Genomic DNA, 14,590 nt, shown 5'->3' with positions numbered 1-14,590 from the left:
CCGGGTGGGGAACCCGTCGACCCCGGCGAACAGCCGGCGCCGACAGCCGACAGCCGAATCGGTAGGGAAGGAATGACGTCATGGGCGAACGCGGACGGCAGGAAGACCGGAACAAGTCACCGCTGGAGCGGGTGACCGGCGAGAACGACGTCCACCCGGAGGAGGAGCGGAAGGGCAACCGCACCGGACGGCAGAGCGGCACCGAGAGAGGCCGCAAGACCGAGAGGTCCGGCAAGGAGGAGGGCAGGCCCTGAAGCCGGCGTGGAGGACGGCCAGGCCTTGATGTCGGCAGGCCCCGATACCGTGGAAGCCCCGACAGGAAGGGCGCGCGGTGCACGGTGAGTACAAGGTCCCCGGCGGCAAGCTGATCACGGTCGACCTCGACGCCGAGGACGGCGTCCTGCGGCGGGTGCGGGTGGCCGGGGACTTCTTCCTGGAGCCCGACGACGCGCTGGACGCCATCGACCGGGCCCTGGAGGGCGCCCCCGCCGACACCGACGCCTCCGGGCTGGCCGCGCGCATCGACGCGGCGCTCCCGCCGGGGACGGAGATGTTCGGGCTGACCAGCGAAGGCATCGGCGTCGCCGTACGGCGGGCCCTCGCGCACGCCACGGACTGGACCGACTACGACTGGCAGCTGGTCCACGACGCGGCGCAGTCGCCTGCGCTGCACATGGCGCTGGACGAGGTGCTGACGGCCGAGGTCGCGGCCGGGCGTCGGCCGCCGACGCTGCGCGTGTGGGAGTGGGGCGCGCCGGCCGTGGTGATCGGCAGCTTCCAGTCGCTGCGCAACGAGGTCGACGCCGAGGCCGCCGAGCGGCACGGCATCACGGTGGTCCGCCGGATCAGCGGCGGCGGCGCGATGTTCATCGAGCCGGGGAACACCATCACGTACTCGCTCTCCGTCCCCGAGGCCCTGGTCAAGGGGCTGTCCTTCACGGACAGCTACGCCTACCTCGACGACTGGGTGCTGGGCGCGCTCGGCGACATGGGCATCAAGGCCTGGTACCAGCCCCTCAACGACATCGCCACCGAGGCGGGCAAGATCGCCGGCGCGGCGCAGAAGCGGATCGTCGGCGGGGAGGGCGCGGTGCTGCACCACGTGACGATGTCGTACGACATCGACGCGGAGAAGATGACGGAGGTGCTGCGCATCGGCCGCGAGAAGCTCTCGGACAAGGGCACGACGAGCGCGAAGAAGCGCGTGGACCCGCTGCGCCGCCAGACGGGCCTGCCGCGCGCCACGGTCATCCAGCGGATGATCGGTTCGTTCCGCGAGCGGTACGGGCTGACGGACGGCGCGGTCACGGCCGAGGAGATGGCGCGGGCGAGGGAGCTGGCGGAGAGGAAGTTCTCCTCCCCCGAGTGGACGGCCCGCGTGCCTTAGAACTCTTGGATCGGCTCCCGACAGGAGCCTCAAGACGGGCACGGCCTCCTCCATGGACAGCCCGGTGACCGGCCTTGGGCCGGATTGCGCCACACGGAGACGTGCTTCGCGGAGCCCTGGGTGAACGGAGTCCCGGGTGAACGGAGCCCCGTCCCAGTCCGCGACACGACGTTCCCGCTCGAGCCCGGCGATCCGTGCCAACAGGTCCAGCTCCGCCGGCCAGGCGTGCTCTCCGCGGCGCAGCAGTTCGTCGGGAGTTCCTAGATCGGGTCGAGGGCCGGACGGAGGAGGTGCCAGGCCCGGTCCGCCTCCAGCTGCGCCGCCAGGGAGATGAGGCGTTCTTCGCTGCCGGCCGGTCCGAGGAGCTGGGCGCCGACCGGCAGGCCGGTCGTGGTGAAGCCGGCGGGGACGTTCACGCCGGGCCAGCCGAGGACGTTCCAGGGCCAGGCGTACGGGCAGGCGGCCGCCATGGTGAGGTCGGTGCGCCAGGCCGACAGGTCGTCGAAGGTGCCGACACGGGGCGGCGGGGCGGCGGTGGTGGGGGTCAGGAGGACGTCGTACGTGGCGAAGAGGGCCCCGATGCGGCGGTGCTGGCGGCCCTCGCGTGCCCGGGCGGTGCGCAGGGCGCGGCCGCCGAGGCGGTGGCCGGTGCGGGTGGTGCCGCGGGTGCGCGGGTCCAGCAGCGCCGGGTCCGGGTGCCGGTCGGCGTACGCGGCGATGCCCGCGGTGGCGCGCGGCAGGAAGCTCAGCCCGATGAGGCCGTAGCGGGGGCGGGCCTCCTCGACGGTGTGGCCGAGGCGGGCGAGGGCCTCGGCGAGGTCGGTCACGGCGCGGCGTATGTCGGGGTGCAGGGGGTTGCGGGTGGCGGTGAACGCGGAGCGCCACGCGAGTGCGATGCGCAGCCGGCCGGGTTCGCGGCGTGCGGCGGCGGAGGCGTCGATGGGCGCCGGGTGGTGGCGCTCGGAGGGGTGCGCGCCCGAGACGGCGTCGAGCAGCAGCGCGGCGTCGGCGACCGTACGGGCGAGGGGGCCGTTCACCGTCAGGCCCTCGAAGCAGTCGTTGTACGGGTGCACGGAGACGCGTCCGCGCTGCGGTTTGATGCCGACCAGGTGCGTCCAGGCGGCCGGTATGCGGATGGACCCGGCGCCGTCGGAGCCGAGCGCCGCGGGGACCAGCCCGGCGGCCACGGCGGCCGCCGAGCCGCCGGACGAGCCGCCGGGCGTGTGGCCGGTGTGCCAGGGGTTGCGGGTGGCGCCGAAGGCGGGGCCCTCGGTGAAGGCCCACTGGCCCAGCTCGCAGGTGTTGGTCTTGCCGACGATGACGGCGCCCGCGGCGCGCAGCCGCCGGACGGCCTCCCCGTCGGCGCTCGCGGCCGGGAGGTCGCCGCGGCAGCCGAAGGCGGTGGGCAGCCCGGCGATGTCGGTGTCGTCCTTGACGGCGACCGGTACGCCCAGCAGCGGGGCCCGCTCCCCCGCCGCGAGCCGGCGGTCGGCCTCCGCGGCCTCCGCGAGGACGGCTTCGGCGTCGCGCACGAGGCGGAAGGCGTTCACCGTGGAGCGGGTGGCCTCGATCCGGTCGAGGGAGGCCTGGACGAGGGCGGCGGAGGTGACCTGACCCTCCGTCAGGGCGCGTACGGAATCGGCGAGTCCGGCTATGGCGGGGGTGGACATGGCCGGAGCTTACTGGACGGTAAGGCTGTCAGCGGGTCAGTCGAGCCGAGGAGGGCGAAGTTCCCGCATCTGCGATGTCGCGCAGGCGGTCGCCGATGCCCTTGGCCGCCTTGTCGTAGCAGCCCGAGTCGTCGTGGAGGACGGATTCGGCGTTGACCGCCTCCAGGAGGCGCTTCAGGGTCTGGTTCCCGCGCGCGATCCGCTCGTCGGTGCCTGCCGGTGGCATACCCCGTCTCACCTCGTGGCTGCTGAGGCGACGAGTGTGCCACGCCGGTGGACGACCGTGCGGGTTGGTGTGCCGCCTCGGCTCCCCACCCCCGAACCGGGGCCGCATCCGTCGCGAAGGCCACCGCGGACGGAAAAACGGCAGTTCGCGTTCTCCTTCAGGGGGACCATTCACCGGTCTGCTCCCTACTCCTGCGGTCGGAGACGCCGGGGGCCCGGCGGCGGATTCGCCCAACTCCCTTTGTCCGACAGGGTGGGTGGGTCACAGCCATCCCCTACGTAAGGAACGGCATCATTGTGCGCAGCAGACGAATAGCCCCTCTCCTGGCCGTGGGCGCCGTCGCGACCCTGATCCCCGCCCTCGCTCCCGCCACCGCCTCCGCCGCCCCTTCCGCCGCGTCGCCCTCGCGTCCCGCGACCGCGGACCCTCTGCAGCGGTACCTGCAGCAGAAGCCGCAGTGGAAGCGGTGTGACGCCGAGAGCCCCGCCGCCTTGCAGTGCGCGACCCTCAAGGTGCCCCTCGACTACAGCCGTCCGGGCGGCAAGCAGATCGGCATCGCGGTGTCGCGGCTGAAGGCGAGCAGTACCAAGGAACGTCGCGGTGTGCTGCTGCTCAACCCCGGGGGCCCGGGCGGCTCCGGCCTGGACATGCCCCTGTACCTGGGGCCCGATCTGCCCGCGGCCGTGAAGAAGCAGTACGACCTCATCGGCTTCGACCCGCGGGGCGTCGGCAGGAGCACCCCGGTCGGCTGCGGCCTCGCGGACGACGAATTCAACTGGCAGCGCCCGTACAAGGCGGCGACGTTCGCCAAGGACGTGCAGTGGGCCCGTACGGTCGCCGACAAGTGCCAGGCCAAGGGCGGTGCGCTCCTGCCCCACCTCACCACCCGCAACACGGCCCGCGACATGGACGTCGTCCGCGGCGTGCTCGGCGAGAAGAAGATCTCCTACCTGGGGTTCTCCTACGGAACGTACCTCGGAGCCGTCTACACGCAGCTGTTCCCCCAGCGGGCGGACCGGTTCGTGCTGGACAGCGCCGTCGATCCCCAGCGCGCCTGGCGGGGCATGATCCAGGTGTGGGCCGAGGGCGCCGAGCCCGCGTTCACGCGCTGGACCGAGTGGACCGCGAAGCGCCACACGACGTACCGGCTGGGCGACACTCCGGCCAAGGTCCGCAAGACGTACTGGGACCTGGTCGCCCGGGCCGACCGCAAGCCCATCGACGTCGACGGGACGCGCATGACCGGCGACGACATCCGCGCCGAGCGGGCCGTCTTCTTCTACGTGCAGAACGCCGCCGAGCGGGTCGCCGACCTGAAGAAGGCCGCCTCGGGCCAGAAGCCGGCCCCGTCCCGGAACGGCGACGCGACGCCGAGCCCCGAACGCCCCGCACCGCCGGCGTTCGCCCGGGCGGAGGCCCCGGCGGACAACGGCGACGCGAGCTTCTGGGCCGTCGTGTGCGCCGACACCCGGGCCTGGCCGCGCGACCCGGAGCAGTACCGCCGCGACGCGATCCGTGACAAGGCCAGGTACCCGCTGTACGGCGACTTCGCGTCGAACATCATGCCGTGCGCGTTCTGGAAGAACGGCAGTGAGCCCGCGACCACGGTGGACAACAAGGTCGGCGCGCTGATCCTGCAGAACGAGTGGGACTCCCAGACCCCGCTGACCAGCGGTCAGGGCCTGCACCGGGCCATGAAGGGCTCGCGCATGGTGACGGTCCTGGGAGGCGAGGGCCACGGCGTCTACACAACCAAGTCCTGCGCCGACAAGACCGCCACGGCCTACCTGACCACCGGCAAGCTCCCGGCGAAGGACCTCACCTGCCGCACCCCGGCCGCCGCCGACCAGCCGGCCCGTCTGCGGCTGCCGCTGCCGACGCCTCCGGGCGTCCCGGCGATGAACGCACGCTGACGAACGCCACTCACCGGCGTGGGTGGGGGGCCTTCCCTCGCGGAAGGCCCCCCACCGTCGGACACGGTGAGCGCCAGCCGGTGGGCGCCGAGGACCCTGCCGCCGTCACGGCAACGCCACTTCGCGCGCCCGCCCGACGCCGAGGCGCCGCGCCAGCCGCGTCAGCCGCGTCAGGGGAATGGTCAGCCGGTCGGCAGGCCCAGCCCGTAGTACGTGACGTGGTAGCCGTCCACGTACTCGGCCTCGCGGCCGACGATCAGGTCGGACGGATCGTTCACGCCCACCGCCCGGGCCGTCGCCACGAGCATCTCCGCGAGCGCACGGCCCTTCGGCTCCCCGGGGCCGCCCGCGTCCACGCGCCACACCGGGCCGCCGTCGCCGTAGACCGACGCGGTGTCGGGGTGCTGGGCGAGTGTCCCCCAGCCGAGGGAGGCCGGATCGACGTCGTCCGGGGCGAAGCAGCCGATCGTCAGCCGGTCGCCGCATGCCACGTTGAACAGGATGGGTGCGCCGCGGTCGGTACGACCGTAGACCGGCATGCCGATCCTGATGCCGAGGGCGGTCGTTTCGGCGGGCAGCGCGCCCAGGAAGCCGTCCAGCGTCCGGGTGACGGTCTCCCAGCTCCGGGCCGTCCAGCCACCGGGAAAACCGAGGCCGGAGTTGGCCGGGTCGCGATTGCTGCCGAAGAAGCCGCTGATCGCGTACTCCTCGCCGATGCCCTGACGCCAGAACCAGTTCTCCGCCGGCCCGGTGGGCTGCAGGACCAGCTCCGGCCCCTCGGTCCCGGCGCGCAGTTCCAGCGTGTCGTCCCGGCCGCGCCACCGCAGGAAGGGCGCTCCCCAGAACTGCCCGCCGTCGTAGTAGGGGCCCAAGTCGCCGTGCGAGCCCATGATGGAGGGCGTACCGAGCGCGGCGGTCACCTCCCTCCTGACGGCGCGGAAGGCGGCGGCCTGAGCGGCGGCTTCCCGGGCGGCGGTCGCCACGGGAACCGCGAGCTCCACGTACGACTCCCCGTCGACGTAGGACTTCTCGAACCGGCCCACCGGGCGCAGTCGGGCGTTCCCCGCCGTCCGGCCGGTGATCAGGACGGGATTCTCCGGCGTGCCGCCCCAGGCCCAGCCCAGCTCGGCCGCCAAGGCCCTCGCCCCGTCGGGCGTCCAGCCGCCGGTGTCCGCCGCGACGAGCCGCCGGGCGAGGTCCGCGATGGGCTCCTCTGCAATGCTTCCCCGTTGTCCGTTCATAGGGTCATCGTCGCGCATCGCGGCGCGGACCGATTCCGCGGTAAGCGGTACCGGCGGTGCCAGCGGCGGATGTTACGGTGCCGCCACCGTAGGGGGCACGGCAGGGCGAGGGGGGCTCGGCGTGGAGTGGTTGACGTTGGTGGCGACGCTCGGGGGCGCGGTCATCGCGATAGCGGGGACGGTGCTCGCCGACCGGCTGCGTACCCGGCAGGAGGAGGGGCGGGGGCTCGGCGCGCTGAGGCGCGAGGTGTACATCGACTTCATCTCGGCTGCGGGCACCGCCCATACGCGGCTGCGTGAGCTGGCCCAGGACCCGGACCCGTCCCTCGACCGGGAGGCGGCGAGCCGTGCCGCCCTCGCCGACGCGCACATCTACGAGGTGCGGGAGCGGCTGTTCATCGACGCCGCCGCGCCGGTCGCCGCCGCCGGGCAGGCGATGTTCGAGCAGCTGCGCGCCTTGCGCCGTGCCGTCGCCGCGGGCGCCCTGCTGTCCCAGCCCTCCTTTCACGACGTCTACCACCCGTACATCGCGTCCGTGTGGGACTACCGGGTCGCGGTCCGCGACGAGTTGGAGGGCCGCTCCCTGTCGCCGGGCGTCTTCGGCTGGGCGGACTGGGACGGCAGGGAACGCTGCTCGCTGTGCGGCGCAGGTGGCGCGGGTGGCGCGGGTGGCGCGGCCGGGGCCGATCGGGCGTCGGCGCGCTGAAGGCCGTGGTGGCGAAGGGTTCCGCCCTGCCGCCGTACCGACACCCGTTCGACTCCCGGCATCATCAGCTCTTCAGCTTGAGGACGATCAGCGGCACCGCCGGCGCCACCCGCACCCCCCGCGCCACTCGAACCGCTCGCGCCGCCTCCGTGCGCATCGTCACCGCCGTCCGGATCGCACCCCGACTGGGCACCCACGAGCGCACCCGCCACCAGAACGGATATCGCCGTCTTGCCGATCGTCGTCTCTCTCCCCGTGGTCCGCAAACGATCAAGCAGACGGGAGACAGGAGCAGCGCGCTGTCGGTGAGGCGGTGCCCAAGGCACCCGCCGCGGGTACGCCCTCAGCCCCTACCCCGTCACCGGCGCCCGCGCAGCCGGGCGAGCAGCCCACGGGCTCGGGTGCGGTTGCGCGGGTCGGCGGCGGCGCGGCGCGCCGAGGCGACGGCCCGCTGGCCCTGCGGGCTGCGGATGAACCGCTGGATGCGTGTCATCAGTCCGGACATGGCACCTCCTGAAGTCTGTGTCTACCGCCCTCCTACCCGGAGACGTCCGTTGGATGTCCGCACGGGCTCAAGAGGCCCCGCATGGACGCGGCGGCGCGTACGGCGGCGTCGGCGCAGCAGTTGTTGAACAGGACGTGCAGGTGCGTGACCCGGTCGGCCAGGGCGCGCAGACGCGGCCGCCACTCCCGCAGCTCGTCCTCCGCGTACGTGTGGCGGAAGCGGTCCTCCTTGCTGCCCCTGCCCCACTCGGGGCTGCGCCCGTGGAAGCGCACCACCGCGAGGTTGGTGGAGGCGACCGGGGTGACCGGCGGTATCGAGGTGGGCAGTCCCTGTGGCGTGTCCACGGCCACAGCGGCGGTGTCCAGCTCCCTCAGCAGGGCGGTGGTACGGGCGCGGTGCTCGTCCCGCCACCAGTCGGGGTGCCGGAACTCCACGGCCACGGGCCAGTCGCCGGTGCGCAGCCGGGTGTGCCGGAGGGCGGCCTCGGACCGCGCGCCGGGGGCGAACCAGGGCGGGAACTGGAACAGCAGCGTGCCGAGGCGGCCGGCGTTCCGCAGCGGCCGGAGGGCGTCGCTGAAACGGTGCCAGATCTCGTCGAGAAGTCCGGTGTCACCGGTGGTACGGGGTCGGCCGCGCAGATCTGCGGGCAGGGCGGCGTCGCGGGTGGGGTGGCCGGTGAGGAGGGAGAACGCCTTGACGTCGAAGCGGAAGCCGGGCGGGGTCCGTTCGACCCACAGGAGGCTGTTGCGCGTGCTGGGCAGCGCGTAGTAGGTGGCGTCCACCTCCACCACGGAGAAGTGCTCGGCGTAGTGCCGCAGCCGTCCCTCCGGGTCCTGCCGTCCCGGCGGGTACCACCCGCTGGCCACAAGTGCCTTGTCCGTCCAGGAACATGTACCGATCAGGATCTCACCCATACGGCCCCGCCTACCCCGGCACGACGCTTCCGCCCCTCTCCGTCCCTTCGTCCTCCGCCCGGACTGGAGGCCGTGCGCCGGCCGAGGGAGTGCGCGCTGAACCTGCCCCGGGTGGCCTCACTTCCACGGGTCGGTGAAGCACTGGCCGGGCACCGGCTTGGCGATGAGCGCCACGGGGATGAAGAAGTCGACCTGGCCGATCACGAACATCAGCCAGGTATGTGCTGCCGACGATCTGACCTGCACGCAGCTGGACCAGGCTGATCGTGGAGCGCGGTACCGAACCGTTGCCGGTGAGCTTGAACAGCGACGCCGCCGAGACCTCCGCCAGCTCGGGGACGAGCTCCGCAGGGATTTCGGGCATCCGCGGAACCATCGGGGCCTCTGTCAGTCAACGGCACTCTCGCCCTCCGTGTCCCGAAGGGCCTGCGCCAGCCGCGCACGGCAAGCCTGTAGCTCTGGCAGCCGGGCGTGCCCCGGAGCCACCTGTTCCAAGGTCGTGACCAGGCGCTCGGCGCAAGCGACGGCTTTGTCCAGCCGGTCGGCCTTCTCGCAGACGGGGATCAGCTTCAGCAGCGTGTCGAGGGTGTCGGCGTGGTGCGGTCCCAAAGCGCCCTCGCGGATGGCCAGGGCCCGCTCGAGGTGCGGCAGCGCTCGCTCTGGATGGCCGTCTTCCTGATGGGCGAGGGCCAGGTTGTGATGGCGGAAGGCGAGGTCGGGATGGCGCGCGCCGGTGATGTCCGTGAGGCCGTGGATGGCGCGCTCGTAGCAGGCGATGGCGCCGGCAAGGTCTTTGGCGTCGTGCAGGAGGTGGGCGAGGTTGTCCGTCCAGATGAACACGCTCAGATCGTCCGGTCCGTTCAACTGCTCCTTGTCGGCGATGATCTCCCTGCACAGCGCGGTGGCGTCAAGGGTCCGGCCCGCCCGGTGGTAGGCGCGGAACAGCCGCTCCTTGCGTTCGCCGAGCATCACGTCGCCCGGGCGGAGCGTCCGCCGTCCCGTCTCGACGACCCGCTCCCACAAGGTGATCGCCTCGTCCATTCGCTCGGCCGCCTCGTACGCCTCGGCCAGTCGGGACCAGCAGAACTGGGTGCGTTCGTCGTCCGGCCCCGCGACGCGCCGGTACCCCGCGACGGCCTCCTCCAGGAAGCCGATGGCCTTCTCGGTCCACCCTGCCGACAGCGCCACGGACCCCGCCCCTTCCCAGGCGCACAGGGCGTCGGAGGAGTCCGCGCCGAGAGCACGGGTCGCGTGGACGATGTTCTCCACATGCAGCGCCACGGCGTGCTCGTGAGCTGTGGTGTCGCCGGGGCGCAACCGTTCGAGAGACAGTGCCAGGACGGTCAGCAGGGCGGCCAGTCGGCTCCGCATCTCGATGGTGTCCTCGTGCGCCGGGCCGTGCTGACGCTCCAGCTCGTTCAGTCGTCGGCGCAGCGCTTGGAGGTTTTCGGGCAGGAGCCGGTGTGCGCCGGGTTCGGGACGCTGCAACCCCAGGTCGAGCAGGGCGTCTTCGCCGGTGCGCGGCGGCCGCTGCGCCGACCGGCCCGCGGAGTCGCTGCTGCCGTGTCCGTCCGTCCGGCGCCTCCTGCGGAACCAGTTCCTCGCCATCGGCTCACTTCTCCTGTGTGCGTACGGATCCGGGCGCGACGCCCGCCAGCGTCGCCGCCAGTCGCATCAGCTCGCGGGTGCCGGCGGACCCCGCGCTGTGACCGGCCAGCGCCGCCGTCTCGGCCGGGCTCAGCGAACTCACCGGCCGCGTCAGCAGCGCGGCTGGATGGCCCAGGTCGTGCACCACGGCCCGGCTCGCGTCGCCGCCGCCGCGCCGCCACCGGGGCACTGCGGCGCTGTGTACCACGTACCGGCCGTCGGCCGATGCCGTCATCCGGTACGGCCGGCCGCCGGCCGCCGACGCGAGCGGGCCGGGCAGGGCCAGCGGAGCCAGCGTCGTGGCGTCATGGCACAGGGCCCGGCCGTTCTTGCCCGGACCGCCCACGGCCCCCCACGCAGGCAGCGCGAAGAGGCCCGGCCCGGTCGGCCCGTCCCCGCTCAACGCGATCGGCACCAGCTCGCCGGACTCCACCTCGAAGCGGCCCCACCGTCCTCCCGGGCCGGTGACCACCAGCTCGTCGGGGGAGAGGAACACCGCCTCGCGCACCGGTCCCAGCGCCGGGGGCAGCGGCCGATGCCCGGCTACTACGACCTTTTCCAGCCTGTCATCGGTGATCATCAGCCGGTTTCCGCACCCGAAGGCCACCCGGGTCCCCATCGGATCGGTGGCCACCAGGTCGCACCGACTGAGCCCGAAGGACTCCGGGGCGCACCGGGCTCGTGCCACCGTCCCTGAGGCCGTGCCGACCAGGGCGTGGCGCGCGGTGGCGGACAGAACCACGAAGCCGTACGCGGTGGGGGCGATGCGCGCCCCCGACAGCGGCACATCGCCGGCCAGTACGCGCTCGCCCTCCGGCCGGTACAGCACCAGGTCCAGTCCGATTCCCGCACCCCGCACGGCCTCGGGCCGGGTTCGCGCCCGCACCGCCAGCACCGCGTCACGCCGCAGACAGCGCGGCGGGTCGGCGGCCAGGCGCTGGTGGGGCGCCGACCACCGGAGCGTACGGGTGTCCAGGTCCCACACCTCGATGCGGGTGGCGCGTACCCGGGCGTCCCCGGGGGCAGCCCGGGACGGCTCGTCGGCCTCGCGGGACAGGCACGCCTCGCCGGCCACGGCGAACGCCACATCCGCGCCACCGCACACACCGGACGCACCGCACGCACCGCACGCACCGCACGCACCGGACGCACCGGGCCAGGGCGGCACCCATACCGCGTCGCGGAGGGCTTCGCGTACCGCGTGGGCAGCGGCACGCGGCTGCCAGGAGAGCAGCACGTCGGCCGGCTCACGGTCCCCGGGGCCGCCGCGCACCGCCAAGTCCCAGGCACGCCGGGGCAACCGGTGGGCGAGCCGGACCGCGTCGGCGACCGGCTGGGAACGGATCAGCTCCCACAGCCGCTCCCGCTGCCCCTCGCGCACGAGCCGCCGGCCCTCTGCCGCGAAACCCCTGACGCTGCCGCCCCGCCCCCGTGACGGTGCGTGCTGCCGCCGAAGGCGGCGCAGTGCCCGGGCGGCCCCGTCCTCGTGCTCGGCGGCCGCCGCCCGGTCTCCTCGCGCGGCGGCGTCCGCGGCCAGGGCCCGCCACAGGGCGAGGCCCTCCTCAAGGAGCGGTACCGCCTCTTCACACCGCCCGAGGGCGATCAGCAGGTCGGCTGTCCGCTCCAGTGCTCCGGCGAGACTCTCTCGGTCCTCGGGCCGCACCCGTGCGATCTGGCGAAGCAGGTGCACGGCCTCCAGCAGGGAGGCCACCGCCTCCCGCCTTTTGCCGACGTCCCACAGCCGGTCGCCGTGCTGCGCGAGATGGCCGGCCAGAGCGGCGCCGTACCGGGCAGGGCCCATCCGCGCCAACTGGCGAGCGTTCGCGACCGACATCGCACTGAACTCCACTGCCAGGTCCTGTCGTCCGTCGGAGGCCAACAGCAGGCTCCGCAGCCGAACCAGGTCGTTCTGGTCGGGTAAGGAGTTGAACGCGGACCACAGATCCCGCTCGCGCAGTGCGTCGTAGGCCGCTGCCGCCTCGGCCGCGGCGGCGTGGGCGGCCCGCACGTCGCCAGTGCCGGCGGACACCGCGGCGAACAGGGTGTACGCCCGTGCGAGCGTGCTCAGCCGTTCGCTCTCGCCCTCCCCCCGACAGGGCGACGCCCGCAGCAGCCCGATGGCCCGCCGTGCCCAGGTCATCACCCGTTCGGGGTCGGCTTCGGCGGTGAACGACATCGCCACGCACAGGACGGCCTGCGCGTGCTCCACGCGCAGCGCCGGGTCGCGGTGGAAAGCCCGCTCGGTGAGCCGTACCGCTTCCTCCAGATGGACCAGCCCCTCCGAACGCCGACCGGCCTGCACAAGCGCCCTGCCCAGCCTCAACCGAACCCGGCCCTGCTCCAGCGGGCCCGCGGCCCGCTGGAGCTCGTCGGCCGCGATCCGGGCGGTCAGTTCCCCCGCTCCCGTGGTCACCCGTACGTCGCCGGCCGGCAGCTCCGGTTCGATGGCCGTGAGGACCCCGGGATCGACCGTCGGCAGCTCGGCCAGAGCGGCGAGCACCGCGCTGCCCGCCCGGACCGCGAGAGCCGGATCGCGGCGCAGCAAGGGAAAGAGCACGCGCTCACCGACGTGCGGCCAGCGTTCGGCGGCGGCGGTCAGGAAGGTCAGCGCTCGGGGTGTCCAGGGCGGGGCGGCGCCACCGTCCCGCTCGAGAACGCGGCGCGTCGCGGTGGCCGTCCACAGATCGGTGGGATAGCCGCTCACCGGGCTACCCGGAAGGCTGAGGGCGAGGAAGTCCTCGGCGAGCCGGTCCGGCAGCAGCGGCCACAGCACCCTGCCGTCCGACGCGCGTGCCGCCGGATAGCCCGTGGCATGGGCGGAGATCACGCCGGCCGGGTCCTCGAACATCAGCCGGTCCAGCAGCGGCAGGGCGTCCTCGCGCGGCATCGGCCCGGTCAGCACGGCGGTGAACACCGCCCGCCCCATCACCCGGCCCTCCTCCTGCTCCGTACTCGCGTCGTCCCCACCGCGTCCGGCCCCCGGGCACCAGGCGAGATGCTCCCGGTCCAGCAGATACGCCGTCATGCCGGTCAGGTCCGTGGGCGCGGTACGGCCACGCGCCCGGGCGTCGACCGCCACCAGCGCGGCCATGTGTACGGCGAGAACCAGGCCGAAATCGGGTCCGGACAGATCCCCCGGTGCCGGAAGCGGGCCCAGCCTCCCGTAGTGCGCGGCGAAGCCGTCCCGCGCCGCCTCGAACATCCGGCGCCGTTCGTCCTGCGCACCCGGCTCGGCCGAGAGGGGCCCGAGCGCCTGGTCCGACACGCCCACCCCGCGGCGCTGGCGGTGCAACTGCGCCCGCAGGCCTGGCCACGGCTGTACGGAGCGGCCCAGCAGCAGCACACGGGCGGGGCAGCGACCCCGCAGCAGCGTGTTGTGGAACAGCCAGCTCAGGTGGGCGTGCGGCCACCGGTCGGCGTAGTCGACCAGCACCAGCACGCCCGGACGGCCCTCGGTGCGCAGGTCCTGGCTGCCCGGGGCGGGCGGACGGCCGTCCGTGCCGTGCACGGCGTCGACCACCAGCCAGCCCGCATCCGCGCACTCGGCGGCGAAGCGCGCGGCGAGCCGGGACTTCCCCGAGCCACCGGGACCGTGCAGCCAGCGCACGGCGAGTTCACCGGGCGCGTCGCGCCAGCGCCGCAGCTCGGCGAGTTGCGCCTCCCGGCCCGTGAAGGGCACCACCTCACTGCGCGCGTCCAGCATTCGGCTGGGCTGATCACGCAGGGAGGCGGTGTCGCCCACCAGGAATGGACCCGGGGCGTGTACGTAGAGGAGATAGACGGGGGTGCTGTCACCGAAGACATGGATGTCGGCACCGACGGCACCGTACGCGAACCCGGCCGCCGCACGGACCTCCTGGTACGTCGTGCCGCCGGAGGGCCACCCGGTCACTCCTCGGCAGGGGGCGACGGCGGCAGCTGTCCCCCTGCTGTGTGGTGGTAGTGGACGTTCCCGCCCTGGACAGCGAACAGGGTGGACTGGTCGTGAGCGGTGTTGTGCTGCACCCACGCCTCACGGTCGCCGTCCAGCCGACCCCGCATACGCTCGATCAGCTCCCGCACAGCGCCCTCGGCGTCCGGCTGCTCCTGCAAGAGGACGACGAGCCTACGCCGCCACACGGGGAGCAGTTCGCGCCGGACTTCATCGGCACTGCCCGGTTCCGTACTTCGTCCGATCAGCTCCGCGTCCTCATCGAGCCGCGTCGCGACTAGCTCCCCGCGCTCGGGCCCTCCCGGGCCGCGCCCGAAGAGACGGACGATCCCGTCCCGGACGCCCTGCCATGCGTCGGTGGCCATGGCACCGATCAGGGCGGTCGCGCCCGCCCCCGCGAGCGCCATCAATGGCTCGGCCGACATGAGTTCCCCCTGAGCGTTGTCACCG

The 14,590-nt window shown here is 73.4% G+C and carries 12 protein-coding genes and 1 pseudogene; 4 read left to right on the top strand and 9 right to left on the bottom strand.

Annotated features, from left to right (window positions below; translation table 11 throughout):
- The first annotated feature begins 80 nt into the window (after positions 1 to 80).
- Positions 81 to 254, top strand: coding sequence for a hypothetical protein (locus ACZ42X_RS14175; RefSeq protein WP_468288598.1), 174 nt, complete (start codon positions 81 to 83; stop codon positions 252 to 254).
- Positions 255 to 331: 77 nt separating this feature from the next.
- On the top strand, positions 332 to 1,387 hold the full coding sequence (locus ACZ42X_RS14170; RefSeq protein WP_468288597.1) for a lipoyl protein ligase domain-containing protein: 1,056 nt from the start codon (positions 332 to 334) through the stop codon (positions 1,385 to 1,387).
- A gap of 29 nt (positions 1,388 to 1,416) precedes the next feature.
- Here ACZ42X_RS14170 and ACZ42X_RS14165 read toward each other — a convergent pair.
- The 3 genes and pseudogenes from ACZ42X_RS14165 to ACZ42X_RS14155 all read right to left on the bottom strand — a co-directional run.
- A pseudogene (locus tag ACZ42X_RS14165) lies at positions 1,417 to 1,624 on the bottom strand (hypothetical protein); the annotation flags it as partial.
- 23 nt (positions 1,625 to 1,647) lie between these two features.
- Positions 1,648 to 3,057: an amidase gene (locus ACZ42X_RS14160; RefSeq protein WP_468288595.1), complete on the bottom strand. Its 1,410-nt coding sequence runs from the start codon at positions 3,055 to 3,057 to the stop codon at positions 1,648 to 1,650.
- A gap of 28 nt (positions 3,058 to 3,085) precedes the next feature.
- Positions 3,086 to 3,283: a hypothetical protein gene (locus ACZ42X_RS14155; RefSeq protein ID WP_468288592.1), complete on the bottom strand. Its 198-nt coding sequence runs from the start codon at positions 3,281 to 3,283 to the stop codon at positions 3,086 to 3,088.
- Positions 3,284 to 3,579: 296 nt separating this feature from the next.
- Between ACZ42X_RS14155 and ACZ42X_RS14150 the strand changes: the two genes are divergently transcribed.
- Positions 3,580 to 5,196: an alpha/beta hydrolase gene (locus tag ACZ42X_RS14150; protein ID WP_468288589.1), complete on the top strand. Its 1,617-nt coding sequence runs from the start codon at positions 3,580 to 3,582 to the stop codon at positions 5,194 to 5,196.
- Positions 5,197 to 5,378: 182 nt separating this feature from the next.
- Here ACZ42X_RS14150 and ACZ42X_RS14145 read toward each other — a convergent pair whose 3' ends face one another.
- Positions 5,379 to 6,437, bottom strand: a complete 1,059-nt coding sequence (locus ACZ42X_RS14145) for a hypothetical protein (protein WP_468288586.1) — start codon at positions 6,435 to 6,437, stop codon at positions 5,379 to 5,381.
- 121 nt (positions 6,438 to 6,558) lie between these two features.
- Between ACZ42X_RS14145 and ACZ42X_RS14140 the strand changes: the two genes are divergently transcribed.
- Entirely contained in the window at positions 6,559 to 7,143 is a 585-nt protein-coding gene (locus tag ACZ42X_RS14140; RefSeq protein ID WP_468288583.1) for a CchlQ, read from the top strand.
- A gap of 358 nt (positions 7,144 to 7,501) precedes the next feature.
- Here ACZ42X_RS14140 and ACZ42X_RS14135 read toward each other — a convergent pair whose 3' ends face one another.
- From ACZ42X_RS14135 to ACZ42X_RS14115, 5 genes are all read right to left on the bottom strand, one after another.
- Positions 7,502 to 7,648 (bottom strand): hypothetical protein, encoded by a 147-nt coding sequence (locus ACZ42X_RS14135; RefSeq protein ID WP_468288580.1) that lies wholly within the window; start codon positions 7,646 to 7,648, stop codon positions 7,502 to 7,504.
- A gap of 32 nt (positions 7,649 to 7,680) precedes the next feature.
- On the bottom strand, positions 7,681 to 8,562 hold the full coding sequence (locus ACZ42X_RS14130) for a DUF72 domain-containing protein (protein WP_468288577.1): 882 nt from the start codon (positions 8,560 to 8,562) through the stop codon (positions 7,681 to 7,683).
- Positions 8,563 to 8,949: 387 nt separating this feature from the next.
- Positions 8,950 to 10,170, bottom strand: a complete 1,221-nt coding sequence (locus ACZ42X_RS14125) for a tetratricopeptide repeat protein (RefSeq protein WP_468288574.1) — start codon at positions 10,168 to 10,170, stop codon at positions 8,950 to 8,952.
- A gap of 4 nt (positions 10,171 to 10,174) precedes the next feature.
- On the bottom strand, positions 10,175 to 14,101 hold the full coding sequence (locus tag ACZ42X_RS14120) for a hypothetical protein (protein WP_468288571.1): 3,927 nt from the start codon (positions 14,099 to 14,101) through the stop codon (positions 10,175 to 10,177).
- On the bottom strand, positions 14,098 to 14,565 hold the full coding sequence (locus tag ACZ42X_RS14115) for a hypothetical protein (RefSeq protein WP_468288568.1): 468 nt from the start codon (positions 14,563 to 14,565) through the stop codon (positions 14,098 to 14,100). Before ACZ42X_RS14115 ends, ACZ42X_RS14120 begins: the two co-directional genes overlap by 4 nt.
- Positions 14,566 to 14,590 lie beyond the last annotated feature (25 nt).

Source organism: Streptomyces sp. NPDC030862 (assembly GCF_055571835.1).
Note: the sequence above shows the minus strand (reverse complement) of the source record. Positions and strands in the feature narration are given on the sequence as shown.

Excerpts from the sequence above, each read along its gene's own strand:
- ACZ42X_RS14175 (WP_468288598.1), top strand. The coding sequence starts at position 81 with ATGGGCGAACGCGGACGGCAGGAAGACCGGAACAAGTCACCGCTGGAG.
- ACZ42X_RS14155 (WP_468288592.1), bottom strand. The coding sequence starts at position 3,283 with ATGCCACCGGCAGGCACCGACGAGCGGATCGCGCGCGGGAACCAGACC.
- ACZ42X_RS14125 (WP_468288574.1), bottom strand. The coding sequence starts at position 10,170 with ATGGCGAGGAACTGGTTCCGCAGGAGGCGCCGGACGGACGGACACGGC.
- ACZ42X_RS14115 (WP_468288568.1), bottom strand. The coding sequence starts at position 14,565 with ATGTCGGCCGAGCCATTGATGGCGCTCGCGGGGGCGGGCGCGACCGCC.
- ACZ42X_RS14130 (WP_468288577.1), bottom strand. The coding sequence starts at position 8,562 with ATGGGTGAGATCCTGATCGGTACATGTTCCTGGACGGACAAGGCACTT.
- ACZ42X_RS14145 (WP_468288586.1), bottom strand. The coding sequence starts at position 6,437 with ATGAACGGACAACGGGGAAGCATTGCAGAGGAGCCCATCGCGGACCTC.
- ACZ42X_RS14135 (WP_468288580.1), bottom strand. The coding sequence starts at position 7,648 with ATGTCCGGACTGATGACACGCATCCAGCGGTTCATCCGCAGCCCGCAG.
- ACZ42X_RS14160 (WP_468288595.1), bottom strand. The coding sequence starts at position 3,057 with ATGTCCACCCCCGCCATAGCCGGACTCGCCGATTCCGTACGCGCCCTG.